General features: G+C 45.2%; 23 protein-coding genes. All 23 read right to left on the reverse strand.

All coding sequences use genetic code 11. The features are described from left to right. Positions 1-21: 21 nt before the first annotated feature. Positions 22-561, reverse strand: a complete 540-nt coding sequence (rplF, locus tag RBH88_RS07075; protein ID WP_213690623.1) for a 50S ribosomal protein L6 — start codon at positions 559-561, stop codon at positions 22-24. Positions 562-578: 17 nt separating this feature from the next. Beyond that, positions 579-983, reverse strand: a complete 405-nt coding sequence (gene rpsH / locus RBH88_RS07080) for a 30S ribosomal protein S8 (protein ID WP_213690624.1) — start codon at positions 981-983, stop codon at positions 579-581. Between the two features lie 29 nt (positions 984-1,012). Further along, entirely contained in the window at positions 1,013-1,198 is a 186-nt protein-coding gene (locus tag RBH88_RS07085) for a type Z 30S ribosomal protein S14 (RefSeq protein WP_213690625.1), read from the reverse strand. A 19-nt stretch (positions 1,199-1,217) separates the two neighbouring features. Beyond that, positions 1,218-1,763: a 50S ribosomal protein L5 gene (rplE, locus tag RBH88_RS07090; protein WP_213690626.1), complete on the reverse strand. Its 546-nt coding sequence runs from the start codon at positions 1,761-1,763 to the stop codon at positions 1,218-1,220. Between the two features lie 12 nt (positions 1,764-1,775). Next, the gene (gene rplX, locus RBH88_RS07095; protein ID WP_213690627.1) at positions 1,776-2,102 is read right to left on the reverse strand and encodes a 50S ribosomal protein L24; all 327 of its coding nucleotides are present in this window, start codon (positions 2,100-2,102) and stop codon (positions 1,776-1,778) included. 15 nt (positions 2,103-2,117) lie between these two features. Beyond that, a complete protein-coding gene (gene rplN, locus RBH88_RS07100; protein ID WP_213690628.1) occupies positions 2,118-2,486 on the reverse strand; it encodes a 50S ribosomal protein L14 in 369 nt (122 codons plus the stop codon). Between the two features lie 3 nt (positions 2,487-2,489). Continuing rightward, on the reverse strand, positions 2,490-2,789 hold the full coding sequence (gene rpsQ, locus RBH88_RS07105; protein ID WP_213690629.1) for a 30S ribosomal protein S17: 300 nt from the start codon (positions 2,787-2,789) through the stop codon (positions 2,490-2,492). Positions 2,790-2,795: 6 nt separating this feature from the next. Next, on the reverse strand, positions 2,796-3,008 hold the full coding sequence (gene rpmC, locus RBH88_RS07110; RefSeq protein ID WP_213690630.1) for a 50S ribosomal protein L29: 213 nt from the start codon (positions 3,006-3,008) through the stop codon (positions 2,796-2,798). Positions 3,009-3,010: 2 nt separating this feature from the next. Next, the gene (gene rplP, locus RBH88_RS07115) at positions 3,011-3,433 is read right to left on the reverse strand and encodes a 50S ribosomal protein L16 (RefSeq protein ID WP_213690631.1); all 423 of its coding nucleotides are present in this window, start codon (positions 3,431-3,433) and stop codon (positions 3,011-3,013) included. A 6-nt stretch (positions 3,434-3,439) separates the two neighbouring features. Next, positions 3,440-4,105: a 30S ribosomal protein S3 gene (gene rpsC, locus RBH88_RS07120; RefSeq protein ID WP_213696106.1), complete on the reverse strand. Its 666-nt coding sequence runs from the start codon at positions 4,103-4,105 to the stop codon at positions 3,440-3,442. Positions 4,106-4,118: 13 nt separating this feature from the next. Continuing rightward, positions 4,119-4,451 carry a 50S ribosomal protein L22 gene (gene rplV, locus RBH88_RS07125; protein ID WP_213690633.1) on the reverse strand — a complete coding sequence of 111 codons (333 nt, stop codon included), beginning with the start codon at positions 4,449-4,451 and terminating at the stop codon, positions 4,119-4,121. Between the two features lie 13 nt (positions 4,452-4,464). After that, positions 4,465-4,746 (reverse strand): 30S ribosomal protein S19, encoded by a 282-nt coding sequence (gene rpsS, locus RBH88_RS07130; protein ID WP_213690634.1) that lies wholly within the window; start codon positions 4,744-4,746, stop codon positions 4,465-4,467. Positions 4,747-4,764: 18 nt separating this feature from the next. Continuing rightward, positions 4,765-5,592, reverse strand: coding sequence for a 50S ribosomal protein L2 (gene rplB, locus RBH88_RS07135; RefSeq protein ID WP_213690635.1), 828 nt, complete (start codon positions 5,590-5,592; stop codon positions 4,765-4,767). An 18-nt stretch (positions 5,593-5,610) separates the two neighbouring features. After that, positions 5,611-5,907, reverse strand: coding sequence for a 50S ribosomal protein L23 (gene rplW / locus RBH88_RS07140; protein WP_213690636.1), 297 nt, complete (start codon positions 5,905-5,907; stop codon positions 5,611-5,613). Then, positions 5,904-6,527: a 50S ribosomal protein L4 gene (rplD, locus tag RBH88_RS07145; RefSeq protein ID WP_213690637.1), complete on the reverse strand. Its 624-nt coding sequence runs from the start codon at positions 6,525-6,527 to the stop codon at positions 5,904-5,906. Before rplD ends, rplW begins: the two co-directional genes overlap by 4 nt. A 29-nt stretch (positions 6,528-6,556) precedes the next feature. After that, on the reverse strand, positions 6,557-7,183 hold the full coding sequence (gene rplC / locus RBH88_RS07150; protein ID WP_213690638.1) for a 50S ribosomal protein L3: 627 nt from the start codon (positions 7,181-7,183) through the stop codon (positions 6,557-6,559). 30 nt (positions 7,184-7,213) lie between these two features. Next, positions 7,214-7,522 carry a 30S ribosomal protein S10 gene (gene rpsJ / locus RBH88_RS07155; protein WP_307880079.1) on the reverse strand — a complete coding sequence of 103 codons (309 nt, stop codon included), beginning with the start codon at positions 7,520-7,522 and terminating at the stop codon, positions 7,214-7,216. Between the two features lie 21 nt (positions 7,523-7,543). After that, complete coding sequence (tuf, locus tag RBH88_RS07160) at positions 7,544-8,746, reverse strand: elongation factor Tu (protein ID WP_307879491.1); 1,203 nt, start codon at positions 8,744-8,746, stop codon at positions 7,544-7,546. A gap of 30 nt (positions 8,747-8,776) precedes the next feature. Next, positions 8,777-10,843 (reverse strand): elongation factor G, encoded by a 2,067-nt coding sequence (fusA, locus tag RBH88_RS07165; RefSeq protein ID WP_213691614.1) that lies wholly within the window; start codon positions 10,841-10,843, stop codon positions 8,777-8,779. 52 nt (positions 10,844-10,895) lie between these two features. Continuing rightward, complete coding sequence (gene rpsG / locus RBH88_RS07170; RefSeq protein WP_213691615.1) at positions 10,896-11,366, reverse strand: 30S ribosomal protein S7; 471 nt, start codon at positions 11,364-11,366, stop codon at positions 10,896-10,898. A gap of 29 nt (positions 11,367-11,395) precedes the next feature. Next, a complete protein-coding gene (gene rpsL / locus RBH88_RS07175) occupies positions 11,396-11,767 on the reverse strand; it encodes a 30S ribosomal protein S12 (RefSeq protein ID WP_213691616.1) in 372 nt (123 codons plus the stop codon). A 28-nt stretch (positions 11,768-11,795) separates the two neighbouring features. Beyond that, positions 11,796-12,068, reverse strand: a complete 273-nt coding sequence (locus RBH88_RS07180) for a ribosomal L7Ae/L30e/S12e/Gadd45 family protein (RefSeq protein WP_213691617.1) — start codon at positions 12,066-12,068, stop codon at positions 11,796-11,798. Between the two features lie 141 nt (positions 12,069-12,209). Further along, positions 12,210-17,222: a DNA-directed RNA polymerase subunit beta' gene (gene rpoC, locus RBH88_RS07185; RefSeq protein ID WP_213691618.1), complete on the reverse strand. Its 5,013-nt coding sequence runs from the start codon at positions 17,220-17,222 to the stop codon at positions 12,210-12,212. Between the last annotated feature and the right edge of the window lies 1 nt (position 17,223).

Below are 17,223 nucleotides of genomic sequence, written 5' to 3' on the forward strand. Positions count from 1 at the left end.
CTTCATCAACGTCACCTCAGGTTACTTGGCACTGGCTTTGCCGGCCTTACGAATAATATATTCGCCAGCATAGCGGATACCTTTCCCTTTATAGGGCTCAGGACTCCTGAACTCACGAATGATCGCCGCTACCTGACCTACCAGCTGTCGATCAATACCCTTTACCGAAATCTTTATAGGACTTTCTGTTGAAATCTCAACACCCTTTGGTGGATCATATTCGATAGGGTTTGAATATCCGACATTGAGAATTAACTTCTTCCCCTGCATCTGAGCACGGTATCCTACACCGACGATCTCAAGTTTTTTCTCGAAACCCTCAGTTACTCCCGTCACCATATTGGCAACGAGTGCTCTCATCATTCCGTGAAAAGCTCTTGTCTGCTTTTCGTCGTTATCCCGCGCTATCACAATTGCATTGTCCTCTACAGAAAGAGCAATGCCCTGCACGAGATCACAGGAGAGCTCACCTTTAGGTCCTTTAACTAAAACCTTATCGTCTTTTGTAGTGACCGTTACTCCCTTAGCGAGAGGAATATGTTTACGTCCGATTCGTGACATAAGCGTTCCCTCCTCGCTTACCAAACGTAACAAACAACTTCTCCGCCAAGACCAAGCTGAGATGCCTCAGCCTCTGTCTTCAAGCCCTGGGAAGTGGAAATGATAGCTATTCCAAGACCACCCATGACTTTGGGGAGATTGTCTTTACCAACATAGATCCTGCGCCCTGGTTTGCTGATTCTGCGAAGTCCCTGAATAACACGTTCTCTATTAGGACCGTAATTCAGAAAAACACGCACTACAGCATAGGGTTTTTTAGGATCGTTAATTACCTTGTAATTTCGGATATATCCCTCTTCTTTCAATATTTTTGCAATATTGAATTTCACATTACTGTGAGGGACATCTACGCTTTCGTGGTAAACCACATTAGCATTCCGAATCCGTGTCAGCATATCAGCTATTGGATCGGTTACGTACATTCCTGTGACCCCCTTATGTTCACTCTCGCCTACCAGCTGGACTTGACGACACCGGGGATTTTCCCCTCTCTCGCCAATTTGCGGAAGCAGCAGCGGCACATATCGAACGTACGCATATAAGAGTGAACACGTCCGCAAAGCGGGCATCTGTTATACTTCCGCACCTCAAACTTTGGGGGCTGCTTAGCTTTATATTCCATTGCTTTACGAGCCATAATTTTTTCCCCCTTATTCCTAACGGTTGCTGAAAGGCATTCCCAGCTCTTTCAGCAGGGCAAAAGCCTCTTCATCCGTCTTCGCGGTAGTTACTATGGCTACATTCATACCGCGTGTTCGAATAACATCGTCATAGTCAATTTCCGGAAAGATAAGCTGCTCTCTTAAGCCAAGGTTATAATTTCCTCGACCATCGAAACCTTTTCTGGAAACTCCCTGGAAGTCTTTAATTGTCGGCAAAGCCAAAGACATCAGACGATCCAGAAACTCCCACATACGGCCACCACGAAGAGTAACTTTACAACCAACTGGCATACCCTGACGAAGCTTAAATCCAGCAATGGATTTCTTCGCGCGCTTCATAAGAGGCTGTTGTCCAGCGATTGCTCTAAGCTCAGCTATAGCAGCATCCATAAATTTGGAATCAGTCTTAGCTTCACTTACGCCTATGTTGACTACAACTTTAGTAATACGTGGAACCTCCATCACATTGGAGTATTTAAACTGCTCTTTCAGATGAGGCACCACTTCGCTCTTATACTTATCAAGGAAACGAGGATTCATTGTTGTGCCTCCTTATGCCCGATCCACTATTTCGCCGCACTGCTTACATACTCTAACCTTTTGTCCACTCTCAAGGTAGGCTCTGCTTACACGAGTTGCCTTACCACAAGTGGGACAAACAAGCATGACTTTTGCGGCGTAAAGAGGAGCTTCCTGTTTTACAATCCCGGCCTGAGGATTTTGAGGAGAAGGTTTAACATGGCGAGTAACCATGTTTACGCCTTCTACAACAACTTTTTCCTCCTTAGGAAGATTACGAAGGACTTTGCCTTCCTTCCCCTTATCTTTACCGGAGATAACTTTAACTAAGTCTCCTTTTTTAATTCTCATTTTGCTCATTATGGCATTGCCCCCTTAGACAACCTCAGGAGCCAAAGAAAGTATCCTCATATACTTCTTGGCCCGGAGCTCTCTTCCGACAGGCCCGAAGATACGGGTTCCTTTAGGATCTCCGTTGTTGTCGATAATAACAGCTGCGTTGTCGTCAAAACGGACATATGAACCGTCAGGACGGCGCAGTTCTTTTCTCGTACGGACAATGACTGCTTTTACAACAGAACCCTTAGCGATATTGCTATTTGGAATGGCCTCTTTGACGGAAGCAACAATAACGTCTCCTATGGTTCCATAGCGCCGTCCGCTTCCGCCTAGAACCTGGATGCACATCAAGCTTTTCGCACCAGAGTTATCTGCTACATTAAGGACTGTTCTAAGCTGAATCATGACCTATTCCTCCTCGGCCAATTCGTCAGCAGCTTTATCAAACACTGGGGCTCTTTCGATAACTCTTTCAAGAACCCAGCATTTTCTGCGACTCATGGGTCGGGTTTCAGCGATGCTCACTAAATCACCTAGCCGACAGGTATTTTCTGGATCGTGAGCCATATATTTAGTACTTTTAACTATCCGCTTTCCGTATAAAGGATGAATGTCGTGTCGAGTTACACGGACAACGATAGTTTTGTCCATCTTTTCGCTGACTACGGTTCCGACCCGTCTCTTACGATGGGGTGAACGTGCCTCCATCAGTCGTTACCTCCTTCCAGCAGCGCTTTCTGCCTGCTGTTTCTCTCGCACTACCGTCAGAACTTTAGCAATGGTCTTCTTTACTACATTAATCCGGCTTGTATTCTGAAGCTGACCGATTGCATTTTGAAAACGAAGATTGAAAAGCTCTTCTTTATACTGACGATGTTTCTCTTGAAGCTCTTCTAGGGTTAAATCACGCAAACTCTTCGCATCCATTTCTATTCACCACCCAGACCTTCACGGGCAACAATTTTGACCTTTACAGGCAGCTTATGGGATGCAGTTCTGAAAGCATCTTCCACTACTTCCCTAGATACTCCTGCAACTTCAAATAAAATACGCCCGCGTTTGACAGGGGCGACCCAAAATTCTGGCGTTCCCTTTCCTTTACCCATACGAGTTTCAAGAGGCTTCTTTGTAAAAGGATGGTCTGGGAAAATACGAATCCAGATTTTTCCGCCCTTTTTCATTTTTCTCGAAATAGCAATACGGGTTGCCTCTATCTGACGAGCTGTGATCCAAGCACAATCCTGAGCCTGCAAACCATAGTCGCCAAAAGCCACTGTAGCTCCACCTTTAGTTTTACCGCGAAGAAGTCTACGATAGGGCTTCCGGTATTTTACTCGTTTTGGCATAAGCATATCGGACTACCCCCTCTTTCTAGAGGGTCTGGGCTGAGCTGCTTTTTCAGCATCCCTATCTCTAAAGATCCAGACCTTGACTCCAATAACGCCATACATGGTTTGAGCCTGAGCGAAACCATAATCGATATCAGCTCTGATGGTAGAAAGAGGAAGCTGCCCCTCGTTATACCACTCTGTCCGGGCTATTTCAGCTCCGCCAAGACGGCCGGCACACTGTACTTTAATGCCTTTTGCTCCGGCTTTCATTGCACGGAAAATAGCCTGTTTCATTGCTCGTCTGAAGCTCACTCTGCGTTCAAGAGCAGAACTTACGCTTTCAGAGACAAGCTGGGCAACGACATCTGGATTTTTGATCTCCTGAACGTTGATCATTATCTTAGATCCCGTCATTTTTTGAAGCTCGTCTTTTACTGCCTGAATCTCTGATCCGCCTCGTCCAATTACTACACCAGGCCGGGAGGTCCAAATTGAAAAACGAACTACATTGCCCACACGCTCAATATCGACTCTGGAAATTCCGGCATGTGACCATCTATCCAAAATCCACTTTCTAAGAGCGAGATCTTCATGGAGCTTTTTGGCGTAATCCTTGCCTGTAGCGTACCATTTTGATTCCCACTCCGTTACCACACCTAATCTATAACCAACTGGGTGAACTTTCTGTCCCACGAGTTCCCCCTCCTTAACGTTCCGCAACGATGATCGTTACGTGGCTGGTACGGTGACGATAGGGATGAGCTCTTCCCATTGATACTGGGCGGAAACGTTTCATACTCGGTCCCTGATCAGCCGTAGCTTTGACAACCCGCAGCTTGTCAGTATCCATACCATAATTGTGCTCGGCATTGGCTACTGCACTCTGCAATACCTTGCTGACGACCCTCGCTGATTTCTGAGAACTATATTTGAGAATCATCATCGCTTCATCAACTTTCTTCCCTCTAATAAGGGGAAGAATGCGTCTCACTTTATAAGGAGAAATACGCACTTGTCTGGCAAGGGCTTTTGCTTCCATTCCCATCACTCCCTTACCTCACTCTCGAGGAGCGTTCCTGACCCGCATGACGCGCTGATTTGCGTGTTGGGGCGAACTCTCCAAGTTTATGTCCTACCATGTTCTCACTTACATAAATAGGAACATGAATTCGACCATTATGTACCGCTATTGTATGACCAATCATCGCCGGAACGATTGTTGAACGTCGGGACCAGGTCTTCAGAACCTTTTTATTCCCGGAAACGTTCATATCCTCTATCCTGCGAAGAAGTTTAAGGTCAACATAGGGCCCTTTCTTTGTTGAACGAGCCATATTTAGTCCCTCCTAACGCTACTTCGCATACCGGCGGCGAACAATAAGCCTATCAGAAGGCTTGTTCTTCCGGGTACGATAACCTTTTGCCAGTGTGCCCCAAGGAGAGACAGGATGTTTATGAGATTTACTACGTCCTTCTCCACCACCAAGGGGGTGATCCACTGGGTTCATAACCATTCCGCGAACCATAGGCCTTTTGCCCATAAGGCGAGTTTTACCAGCCTTACCAAGAGAGATATTCTCATGCTCTACATTGCCTACCTGGCCAACTGTAGCCATGCATTCATTTAAAACAAGACGAAGCTCTCCGCTCGGCATTCTGATGTAGGCATACTTGCCTTCTTTCGCCATAACCTGAGCTGAAGTACCAGCGGAACGTACCAACTTTCCGCCACATCCAGGTTCAAGTTCTACGTTATGAACAACTGTACCAACCGGCATATCTTTGAGTTTCAATGCGTTACCTGGTTTAATATCCGACTCGGGTCCCGCAACAATCGTGTCGCCAACATTTAAATCTGCTGGAGCCAAGATATATCGTTTTTCACCATCTACGTAGTGAATCAACGCAATACGAGATGAGCGGTTAGGATCATACTCAATTGCGGCAACTTTTCCAGGCACACCGATCTTATCGCGTTTAAAATCGATAATCCGGTAGAGACGCTTCATGCCGCCACCACGATGGCGCATTGTTATACGACCAAGGTTATTCCGTCCACCAGACTTTTTCAAAGCGGCAGTCAGGGCGCGTTCAGGCTCGCTTTTCGTAACATCGTCATAAGACTGGCTCAACATGGCTCTGCGGCCTGGCGTATAGGGTTTGAAGTCTTTTACAGACATATTAATCGTCTCCCCCCTCTAAATACTCGCGCCCTCGAAGAACTCGATTCGTTCGCCTTCTGGAAGGCTTACAATCGCTTTCTTCCAAGAACGGGTTTTTCCAAGGAAAACTCCCATTCTCTTGGGCTTTGCGTGAACTCGAATGATATGAACATTCTTAACCTTAACCTTAAAGACCTCTTGTACAGCCTCTTTTACCTGGATCTTATTGGCGCTAGGGTGCACCTCAAATGTATATTTATTATGCTCCATCAATCTGCTGCTCTTCTCTGTTACGATTGGCCGAATGATGATGTCATGAGCAAGGAGTTTCATATCGAGTACACCTCCTCGATCCGGGCTATAGCTTCCTGAGTCAAAACGAGACTCTGGTAGTTAAGAAGATCATAAACGTTGATATTACCAACATTAATTGCTCTTGCCCCAGGAATATTTCTTACAGACTTAGAAATAGCTTCATTGGGCTCATGAAGAACGATCAGAGGTTTCTTTACACCAATCTTATCAATAAACCCGAGCATTTCTTTTGTCGATGGGGTTTCGAGATTAAATTTATCCACTACTGTTAACAGGTTATCTCTAACTTTAAGAGATAGTGCACTTCTCATAGCAAGACGACGAACCTTCTTATTAACCTTTTGACGATAATCTCGAGGTTGTGGTCCGTGAGCTACGCCACCTCCGACCCAGATCGGTGATCGGGTACTTCCGTGACGAGCACGACCTGTATGCTTTTGGCGCCAAGGCTTTCTTCCGCCGCCGCTAACGTCTCCTCTTCCCTTACAGCTGTGGGTACCCTGACGAAGATTCGCCAGCTGTGCCACAACTACCTGGTGCATGGCCGGTACATGAATCGGCGCAGCAAACACAGAGTCGGAAAGCTGGAGGTCACTTACCTGTTCACCCTGAAAACTAACAAGCTTTACGGTAGGCATAATCGTTCTGCCCTCCTTCTGTCCCCGACCTAATCCTGCTTAAAGACCGTAACGATGTCATTTTTCGCACCGGGAACGGCCCCTTTGACAAGCAGAAGATTGTTATCCGTATCCACTGCCACCACTGTAAGGTTTTTGACAGTGACACGTTCACCACCCATATGTCCAGGCATTGCTTTTCCTTTAAACACACGGCCAGGATAGCTGCTAGCGCCGCTAGAACCACCATGACGGTGCATTACAGAAACACCATGGGTAGCAAAAGTACCACCAAAATTATGCCGTTTCATAACACCGGCAAATCCTTTTCCCTTACTTTTGCCTACAACGTTAATCTTCTCGCCCTCTTCAAAAAGGGAAACAGTAATTACTTGACCAATCTCGTAGGCCTCAGTATCGCTCATACGAAATTCTTTCATATGACGATGGGGCTCAAGACTAGCCTTATCATACTGCCCTTTTACGGGCTTTGTGAGCTTGTGGGGCTTCACTTCTTCGAATGCCAGCTGTACTGCTGAGTATCCGTTCTTATCAGGAGTTTTCAGAGAAACAACAGGGCACGGACCGGCCTGAATAACAGTAACAGGTACAGCCTGTCCAGCTTCGTTGTAAATCTGAGTCATACCTAACTTACGCCCCAGTATTCCAATGCTCATCCACTTCCACTCCTTTCAGCTCAGAGCTTCCTACAGTTTGATCTGGATGTCCACCCCAGAAGGAAGGTTCAGCTGCATAAGCGCATCCATCGTTTTCTGCGTTGGATTAAGAATATCAATTAAGCGCTTATGAGTTCGCATTTCAAACTGCTCCCTCGCATCCTTATCTTTGTGCGGGGATTTAAGAATTGTATATTTATTTATTTCAGTTGGCAATGGGATAGGTCCAGAAACTTTTGCACCACTCCGCTCTGCCGTTTCTGCTATCTGAGAAGCCGAACTATCTAATACTCTGTGATCAAAGGCTTTCAGGCGAATACGAATCTTTTTAGCCAAAATCAACAACCCCCTTTGTTGGGGTTATGCAAGAATCTCGGTAACAACGCCAGCTCCGACAGTGTGTCCACCTTCACGAACGGCAAAACGAAGTCCTGCCTCCATGGCGATTGGCACTATCAGATCTACCTCAAAGGTCGCGTTGTCTCCCGGCATAACCATCTCTACTCCATCAGGAAGCTTGATACCTCCGGTTACGTCTGTTGTTCGGAAATAGAACTGCGGCTTATAACCAGCAAAGAACGGGGTGTGACGGCCGCCTTCCTCTTTCTTCAACACGTATACCTCAGCCTTAAACTTCGTGTGGGGTGTTATAGAACCTGGTTTCGCTAATACCTGTCCACGCTCTACGTCTTCCTTGTCGATACCACGAAGAAGTATTCCTACGTTATCTCCCGCTATGGCTTCGTCAAGAATCTTACGGAACATCTCAAGGGAGGTCGCTACTGTCTTCGTCGTATCTGGCTTCATGCCTACGATCTCAACTTCTTCGCCGGCCTTGACCATTCCTCGCTCCACTCGGCCTGTAACTACTGTGCCACGGCCAGTGATGGTGAATACGTCTTCTATCGGCATAAGGAAGGGCTTATCTGTCTCTCGCTGCGGAGTCGGAATATAAGAATCACATGCAGCCATCAAGTCCCAAATGCACTTGCTTATAGGATCGCTCTCTTCGCCTGTGCCCTCTTCCAATACCTTCAATGCGGATCCGCGGACGATGGGAACCTCGTCTCCGGGGAACTCATACTTGCTCAGAAGCTCACGAATCTCCATCTCAACAAGATCAAGAAGCTCTTCATCATCAACCTGGTCGGTCTTGTTCATGAACACGACTACGGCTGGAACGTTAACCTGACGGGCAAGAAGTACGTGCTCTCGTGTCTGAGGCATTGGACCATCTGCTGCTGATACAACAAGAATGGCTCCATCCATCTGAGCTGCTCCCGTGATCATGTTCTTAATATAGTCTGCGTGACCAGGGCAATCTATGTGAGCATAGTGACGATTCTCCGTCTGATACTCTACGTGAGAAATGTTGATCGTGATTCCTCTCTCACGCTCTTCTGGCGCCTTGTCGATCATGTCGTACGCCTCAAAATTCGACCAGCCCTTCGTCGACAAACATTTTGTGATCGCTGCTGTCAGCGTCGTCTTTCCGTGGTCTATGTGTCCTATCGTTCCCACGTTAAGATGGGGCTTCGCTCTTTCAAACTTCTCTTTTGCCATTTTAGTCTCCCTCCCTGAAAAGGCTAGTTATTAACCCTTCAAAACTTTTTCAGCAACTTCTGCGGGAACCTGCTCGTAGTGATCAAACTGCATGGAATATGTAGCACGTCCAGAAGTTTTACTCCGCAAATCTGTTGCATATCCAAACATCTCAGCTAATGGCACAAAGGAGCGCACTATTCTTGCGTTTGCCTTTGTTTCCATACCTTCAATTCGTCCGCGACGAGATGAAATATCCCCTATGACATCTCCGACATAATCTTCCGGAGTTACAACTTCAACGGACACTATCGGCTCCATAAGAACGGGACTCGCTTTTCTCATAGCTTCCTTGAATCCCATGGATGCCGCGATTTTAAAGGCCATTTCCGAGCTATCAACTTCGTGATAACTTCCGTCAACAAGAGAGACCTTGACACCTATCACAGGGAACCCGCCAAGTATACCATTATTGATGGCCTCATCAAGTCCCTTTTGAACGGCTGGAATATAGTCTTTAGGGACAGCACCACCAACAATTTTGTCTTCAAAAACAAAGCCCTTTCCTTCTTCCAAAGGCTCCATTTCAAAAACAACATGTCCATACTGGCCACGGCCACCAGACTGTCTGACAAAACGTCCCTCGGCACGTGATGGCTTGCGTATTGCTTCTCTGTAAGAGACCTGTGGACGTCCAACTTTAACATCCACACCAAATTCTCTCTTAAGACGATCTACTATAATTTCAAGATGAAGTTCTCCCATACCAGAAATGATAGTCTGCCCCGTCTCTTCATCTGTTCTGACTCTGAATGTGGGGTCTTCTTCTGCAAGAGCAACAAGGCCCTTTGTCAGCTTGATTTTATCGTTCTTCGTTGCAGGCTCAACTGCAAGCGAAATAACTGGTTCTGGGAACTGAAGAGATTCAAGAACTACAGGTTTGGATTCATCACACAGAGTATCGCCTGTTCTCGTAGCTTTCAATCCAGGTAAAGCGACAATCATTCCTGCGCCTGCTTCATCCAACTCTTCTCTCTTATTAGCATGCATTCGTAAAATTCTGCCGATTCTTTCTCTGGCCTTTGTTGAAGGATTGTAAACTGTTTCTCCTTTAACAAGCTTACCGGAGTAGATTCTTGTAAAGACTAGACGACCAACAAAAGGATCGACCATAATCTTGAAGCCAAGAGCAGTAAGAGGCTCGTTCATATCACTATGACGCTCTACTACTTCTTCAGTTCTGGGATCAGTTCCTTTAATTGGAGGTAAATCCAAGGGACTCGGCAAATAATCTACTACAGCATCAAGTAAAAGCTGTACTCCCTTGTTTTTAAAAGCACTCCCACATAAAACTGGAACGATTCGCAGAGCAATCGTATTTTCTCGAATAGCTTTACGAATAGTTTCTTCCGGCACATCCCGTCCATCAAGGTAGGCTTCCATAATTGCTTCGTCAAAATCAGCCAAACTCTCAATCATCTGATCATGAGCTGCCTGCGCTTCTTCTGAGAGTTCTTCGGGAATATCAGCCATGACAGGCGTAGTTCCAAGCTCATCCTGATAAAGAAAAGCTTTCATACGCACAATGTCAATGATTCCAGAAAACTGATCTTCCGCACCTATAGGCAACTGAAGTGCCACTGATTTTGCACCAAGACGTTTGCGTATTCCTGTAACGACCTGGCTAAAATCAGCACCTACACGGTCCATTTTGTTGACAAAAGCGATACGTGGAACGTGATACTTATCGGCTTGACGCCACACTGTTTCAGACTGGGGTTCTACTCCCCCAACAGCGCAGAAAACAGCAACTGCACCATCAAGAACACGCATTGAGCGCTCCACTTCTACGGTAAAGTCCACGTGGCCGGGCGTATCAATGATATTGACAAAACAATCGCGCCACATACACGTTGTAGCAGCAGAGGTAATTGTTATACCCCGTTCGCGCTCCTGCTCCATCCAGTCCATTGTGGCAGACCCCTCATGAGTCTCACCCATCTTATAGTTACGTCCAGTGTAGAACAGGATACGCTCAGTGGTCGTGGTTTTGCCTGCGTCAATATGAGCAGCAATACCTATATTTCTTATTTTTCTCATTTCTACGTTTTGTTGCATATATTTCACCACCAAGCATGGAATAAATTAATTATTTTAGGGACGCAACTCATTACCAACGATAGTGAGCAAAGGCACGGTTAGCTTCTGCCATCTTATGAGTGTCTTCTCTTTTTTTAATAGAACTGCCTTCACCTTTATAGGCATCCATAAGTTCTCTAGCAAGACGCTCTGCTATCGGCATCCCTTTTTTCGATCTGGCAAATGAAACGATCCATCTAATAGCCAGAACTTCAGCGCGTTCTGCAGGAACCTCTACTGGCACCTGGTATGTAGCACCACCAACACGGCGAGGACGAACCTCAACTAGTGGTTTTACATTGTCCATGGCCTTCTGGAACACTTCATAGGGCTCTGCATTCAGACGCTCCCCAGCAATATCAAGAGCACCATAAAAGGCTTTTTCAGCAACACTTCGCTTTCCGCCTTTCATGAGACTACTAATAAACTTTGATACCGCAACGCTTCCAAAACGACTGTCAGATAAACTCTGACGCTTTTTAACATGCCCCTTTCGCGGCATGGTGACAATCCCTCCTCACGTACTACTTCCTACTTGGGCTTTCTTGCTCCGTACTTAGAACGCCCTCTTTTTCGATTTTCAACGCCACCGCAGTCGAGGGTTCCTCGTATGATGTGATAACGCACACCAGGCAAGTCCTTTACTCGACCTCCGCGAACAAGGACTACGGAGTGTTCCTGAAGGTTATGCCCGATTCCAGGGATATATGATGTAACCTCTATCCCGTTGGTAAGACGAACACGAGCAACCTTCCTCAAAGCTGAGTTCGGCTTCTTAGGCGTAACAGTATATACGCGGGTGCAAACTCCACGTCGCGCTGGATTCCCCTGCAATGCCGGAGAGTCACTATTCTGTCTTTTATCTTTACGCCCTTGACGAACAAGCTGATTTATTGTTGGCACGAAACTCCCTCCTTCCAGATTTTTATTTTCAACCGACACCCTTATCTTCAGAAAGAATGTTGGTAATTCCGGCTACTGATGCACTTCTGCTTATAGCACAGGCGCGTCCCAATTTTACTTTATCGTCTGCCCACTCTACCGATACTCCCTGTTTCTCTGCCTCTAGTAAAATATCTTTTACTCTTTCTACATCGGCATCACGAGCAATAAAAAGTTTTTTTAGACGTTTGGAATGAAGTGTTCGACGAACCTCTCTCTCTCCTACAACCCGTAAATGAGTAGCTAACTCGTTTAAAGGCATAATAAACCCTCCAGTGCAGAAAGCACCAAGGAATAATAACAAAGAGCCCCGACTTATGTCAAGAACGAACATTGCAGGGCTCTTTATCTGCTTGAGATAGAACTACACAAATAGCATAGAATGTACTAAAAATACCATATTTTATTCATCTATATTAGATGTTTTTTCTGATGAAACTGAAGATTTATCTATTTTATCACTTCGATCTGCGGGAACGACATCTACATCTTTAAACCATTCAACTCCAGTCCCTGCAGGAATTAAATGTCCAATGATGACATTTTCCTTCAATCCCTGCAGCGGATCTATGTCTCCCTTTACAGCAGCTCCTGCCAAAACCTGAGCTGTCTGCTGGAAGGAAGCGGCGCTCAAGAAACTATCGGTGGCTAAAGCAGCCTTGGTAATTCCATGAACGAACGGTTTGCATTTCGGTCCTTCTCTCAGTTTGCGCACGAAAGTGACATTCCATATGAGCTGTTTTTCATCTGAGCGAGCCGAAATTGGTCGAACAACAAATTCTTCCGCATTGGATCTCATAAGAAGATCAATCATAGCACGGTTAATCTCTTGTCCGCTATCTACCAATTTTTCTCCCTTTTTATCAAAAACAGGCTCTAAAATCACTTTTCCATACGCCAGATCATTTAACAGCTCAAGTAAAACTTTATCCCTCGTTAGGATCTCACCTTCAAGATCTACTGCTGCAATTTCAGCATCGACGAGACCACGTATAATTCGAGCATCAACCATTTGAGACACATCAGTCAAAGCATTGCCTTCTCCGTCTATGGCCTGAGTCAAAGGACGTCCCCAAATTTTATTCATGAGACGTTCTTGCAATGCATCAAGTACTGAAATACGTTCAACAGAGTGCCATAATTTCAGAGATTCGATATCGTGTTCAAGACATACTTTGGCAGCTTCCTGCGTAAAGATACGGTCTCCTTCAGCCATAACGTCACCGCCAACACAAATATCTTCTGCTAAATAGGCACTATCGACAAGCTTCTCTATGGCCTCACTGTCTCGAACACAGATTGAGACGGGGTCCCCAGCTGTAATAATCCCCAAATGTCCAGGACTTAAAATCGTTCCAGCTACGATCTCTTTGCCATCCTGAGATTCGAAAGGTTCTATAAGTTCAAGTCCTTCCATTCTTTTTCTAAAAGCGGCTTCCCCTATAACAAGGATGAGATCTTTTCCTTTATCGCCCTCTAAAACAATCTGGGAGATGAGATAACCCGGTCGAAGAAGGGTACGGATAGCATCTTCTGTAAGTGGCTTGTTTTGATATTGAAGAATCGCATCATTCAAACGATTTGCCACTATATTTTTAACTATACGCCCTGAGAAAATACGTGTAGCCTCCATAATATTTTTCTCGTTTTCTTTCTGGATGGCTTCATTCTCATTTTCTATTTCATCTGTCCAGACTAAATCACCTGCGACAAAGGATGTATCCCCTTCTTCAACAACTCTAATACGGTTAACTGGTGCAACCTTCCGAAGTATAACTTCGATGTGCTTGTTGTTTATAGAAACACCCTGAGAACGGTAAACACCCTGTATTTCGTCAACAAGACTGCGCTGAACCTCTTCTATACCTTCCACTTCAAGAAGTTGTTGAGGATCAACATTCCCTTCGGTAAGACGATCGCTCTTTCCAACTGTCTGACCTTCTTCTACAAGCAAATGCTGAGATGAAGGGATACTGTATGTAACCTTCTCTTCCTTGCCTGTTTCATCTGAAGTAATAATAACTTTTCTTTTGCCTTCCATCTCACGTATTTCTTGCACCCGGCCATCAATTCCGGCAAGGTAAGAAACTTTTTTAGGACGACGGACTTCGAAAAGCTGCTCTATTCGAGGAAGACCCTGAGTAATGTCTTCACCCGTCATACGAACGCCTCCTGTGTGGAAGGTCCGCATTGTAAGCTGTGTTCCCGGTTCGCCTATGGACTGGGCTGCAACTACTCCAACCGATTCTCCAATGGCAACTTCTTTTCGCGTAGCAAGGTCCATACCATAACATTTCTGGCACACACCCTGTTTGAGGGTACACGTCAATGGACTCCGTACCCAAATAGAGGAGAAACCAAGTTTATCTATAGTCTCTGCTAGTTTAGGTGTTATAAGCTCTCCAGCCTCGACTACAATTTCCCCCGTTTCAGGATGGTAGAGATCATAAAGTGATGTTCTGCCTGCGATACGTTCAGCAAGAGAGATCATAACCTTACCGTCTTGAAGCATAGGCCTGATTTCTACACCCTTATTTGTGCCACAATCATGGTGCGTAACAATGATATCTTGAGCAACATCTACAAGACGACGAGTTAAATAACCAGACTTAGCAGTACGAAGGGCAGTATCGGCCAAACCTTTTCGCGCTCCGTGGGTAGAAATGAAGTATTCCAACATATTCATTCCCTCACGGAAGTTTGCAGTAATAGGATAGTCGATAATTCGTCCTGACGGGTCAGACATCAAGCCTCGAATACCTGCCATCTGTCCCATCTGACTCTTACTTCCTCGCGCACCGGAATCAACCATCATGCGAATCGGATTTTCATGGGCCATATGGTCAAGAATATTATCGGAAATTCTACGTGACGCATCAGACCACAGTATTTCCTTTCGGTAAAGGTACTCCTCCTGCGTCAATATGCCCATTTCGAATTCTGACTTTAATTCGTCATCTTCAACAACAGTTTTTTCTGTTATTTCCTTCTTTTCAGGAGGAATGATGATAGACTGAACTCCAAAACTAATGCCGCTAACAGTAGACCAATGGTAGCCTAACGACTTTATGCCATCGAGCATCCCTACAATTTCACTTCGAGTAATGACATCATATGCATCATCGATCAGCTTACCTATAGCCTTCTTGCCAAGCTGTTTATTAATAAAACGCAACTTCTCAGGAAGAATACTATTGAAAAGAACCCGCCCTGGAGAAGTTTCAAACCAATGTTCGTCATCGTTGTCGATATTCCACTCCATCTGTTTCTTCAAACGAATGCGAGCATTTAAATGAACCACCTTATGGTTCAAAGCAATGAGTACATCTTCAATATCTGAGAAATACGCGCCTTCACCTTTTAATCCGTCGCGTAAATCAGTCAGGTAATAAATACCAAGAATAATGTCCTGTGTCGGAGTTACTATAGGTCTGCCACTAGCAGGTGAAAGCAAGTTATTGGCAGATAACATAAGAAGTCGTGCTTCTGCCTGCGCTTCAAGAGAAAGAGGCACGTGAACAGCCATCTGGTCTCCATCGAAGTCTGCGTTGAAAGCCGTACAAACTAATGGGTGCAAACGTATTGCCTTTCCTTCCATCAAGACTGGCTCAAAAGCCTGGATGCCCAATCTATGGAGTGTCGGAGCTCGATTCAACAATACAGGGTGATCTTTAATAATATCTTCAAGAATCCCCCAAATCTCCTCTCGACCTCGTTCAATAAGACGTTTTGCACTCTTAACATTAGGTGCCAATCCACGCTCAACAAGCTGTCGTATTACGAAAGGCTTGAAAAGCTCAAGAGCCATCTGCTTTGGCAATCCACACTGATATATCTTCAGTTGAGGACCAATAACAATAACGGATCGCCCTGAATAGTCGACACGTTTACCCAACAAGTTTTGACGGAAACGACCTTTTTTACCTCTTAACAAGTCTGTCAAACTTTTCAATGGACGATTTCCAGCTCCTAAAACAGCTTTCCCCATGCGACCATTGTCAATGAGAGCATCGACTGACTCCTGCAACATTCTTTTCTCATTGCGAATAATAATTTCTGGAGCCCGCAACTCCTGCAACTTTCTAAGACGATTGTTTCTATTAATTACACGTCTATAAAGATCATTCAAATCAGACGTGGCGAAACGACCCCCATCAAGTTGCACCATAGGACGAAGATCTGGTGGAATAACAGGCAGAACTTCCAAAACCATGGAATCTATCTGGGACTTACTTTTTCTAAAATCTTCAGAAACCTGAAGTCTTTTAATAAGCTTTCTCTTTTTCTGCCCTGTACTCTCAGAAACATCTTCTCGTAAAGTTGCACAAAGAAGATCTAAATCAGTTTTCTGTAAAAGTGTACGAACACCCTCTGCACCTATACCAGCACTGAATTTCTTATCGTAGGCAGCACATAAGTATTCTTCCCGCTCCATAATAATATCGCAGGCGTTAAAGGGAGACGATCCCTTTTCGATAACAATATAACAAGGATCCTCTATTGTTACCGTCTCTACCTGAGCCATAAAGCGTCCAGGATATTTTTCATGGAACATTTGGAATTCCGTAGCTGAAACAACATCACCCTTTGTAAAGGGTAATTTCGCCGCCGCAGTAACTACAAAAGTTTCCTGATTATTGACAACTGCGCGTTTAACATCAAAATTAAGTTCCAGTTTCTGCAAACGTTCAATTTCTGAAGCAGAAATAACATCTCCTGGAACAAAATCAAGATTCTCAGGGACAGATACAAATTCAAAAGCAGGCTCCACCTTGAAGAGACTATCTCCATACTCTGTCTTATATCTTGAAACCTGCTGAGCGGAAAGAACATCGCCCTCATTCACAGGAATTTCATCAACGCTGATAATGCGATATGCCTCTTCAGCCTTGATTTTAGAATCGTAGTGCGAATGAATGCGTACTTCGCTCTCTGAAATAACATCTCCCCGTCGAGCTAAATCAGGACGTCGTCCTTCCATGACGACCTTATACGCCGCTTCTCGTTTACGCGTCGGAGCAAAATAGACAACTTTTTCCAAATCCTTTGTGCTTGTACCCAAAAGAAGGCTCAAGCGGCTCGGAATGCCTCTGAGATACCAAATATGCACAACAGGCGCAGCCAACTCGATATGGCCCATTCGCTCTCTGCGAACACGGTTATCGGTAACTTCTACACCACAACGGTCACAAATGATACCTTTAAACTTTGGACCGCTTCGCTTGTATTTGCCACAGGCACATTCATAGCTTTTTGTGGGGCCAAAGATACGCTCACAGAAAAGTCCATCTTTTTCAGGGCGAAGTGTTCTATAGTTAATAGTTTCTGGCTTTTTAACTTCACCACTGGACAATTCTCTGATCCGTTCTGGGCTGGCCAGCTTAATACGTACCCCGACTATTTCTCTTTGGCTCATC

This window comes from Aminobacterium sp. MB27-C1 (assembly GCF_030908405.1).
GTDB lineage: Bacteria > Synergistota > Synergistia > Synergistales > Aminobacteriaceae > Aminobacterium.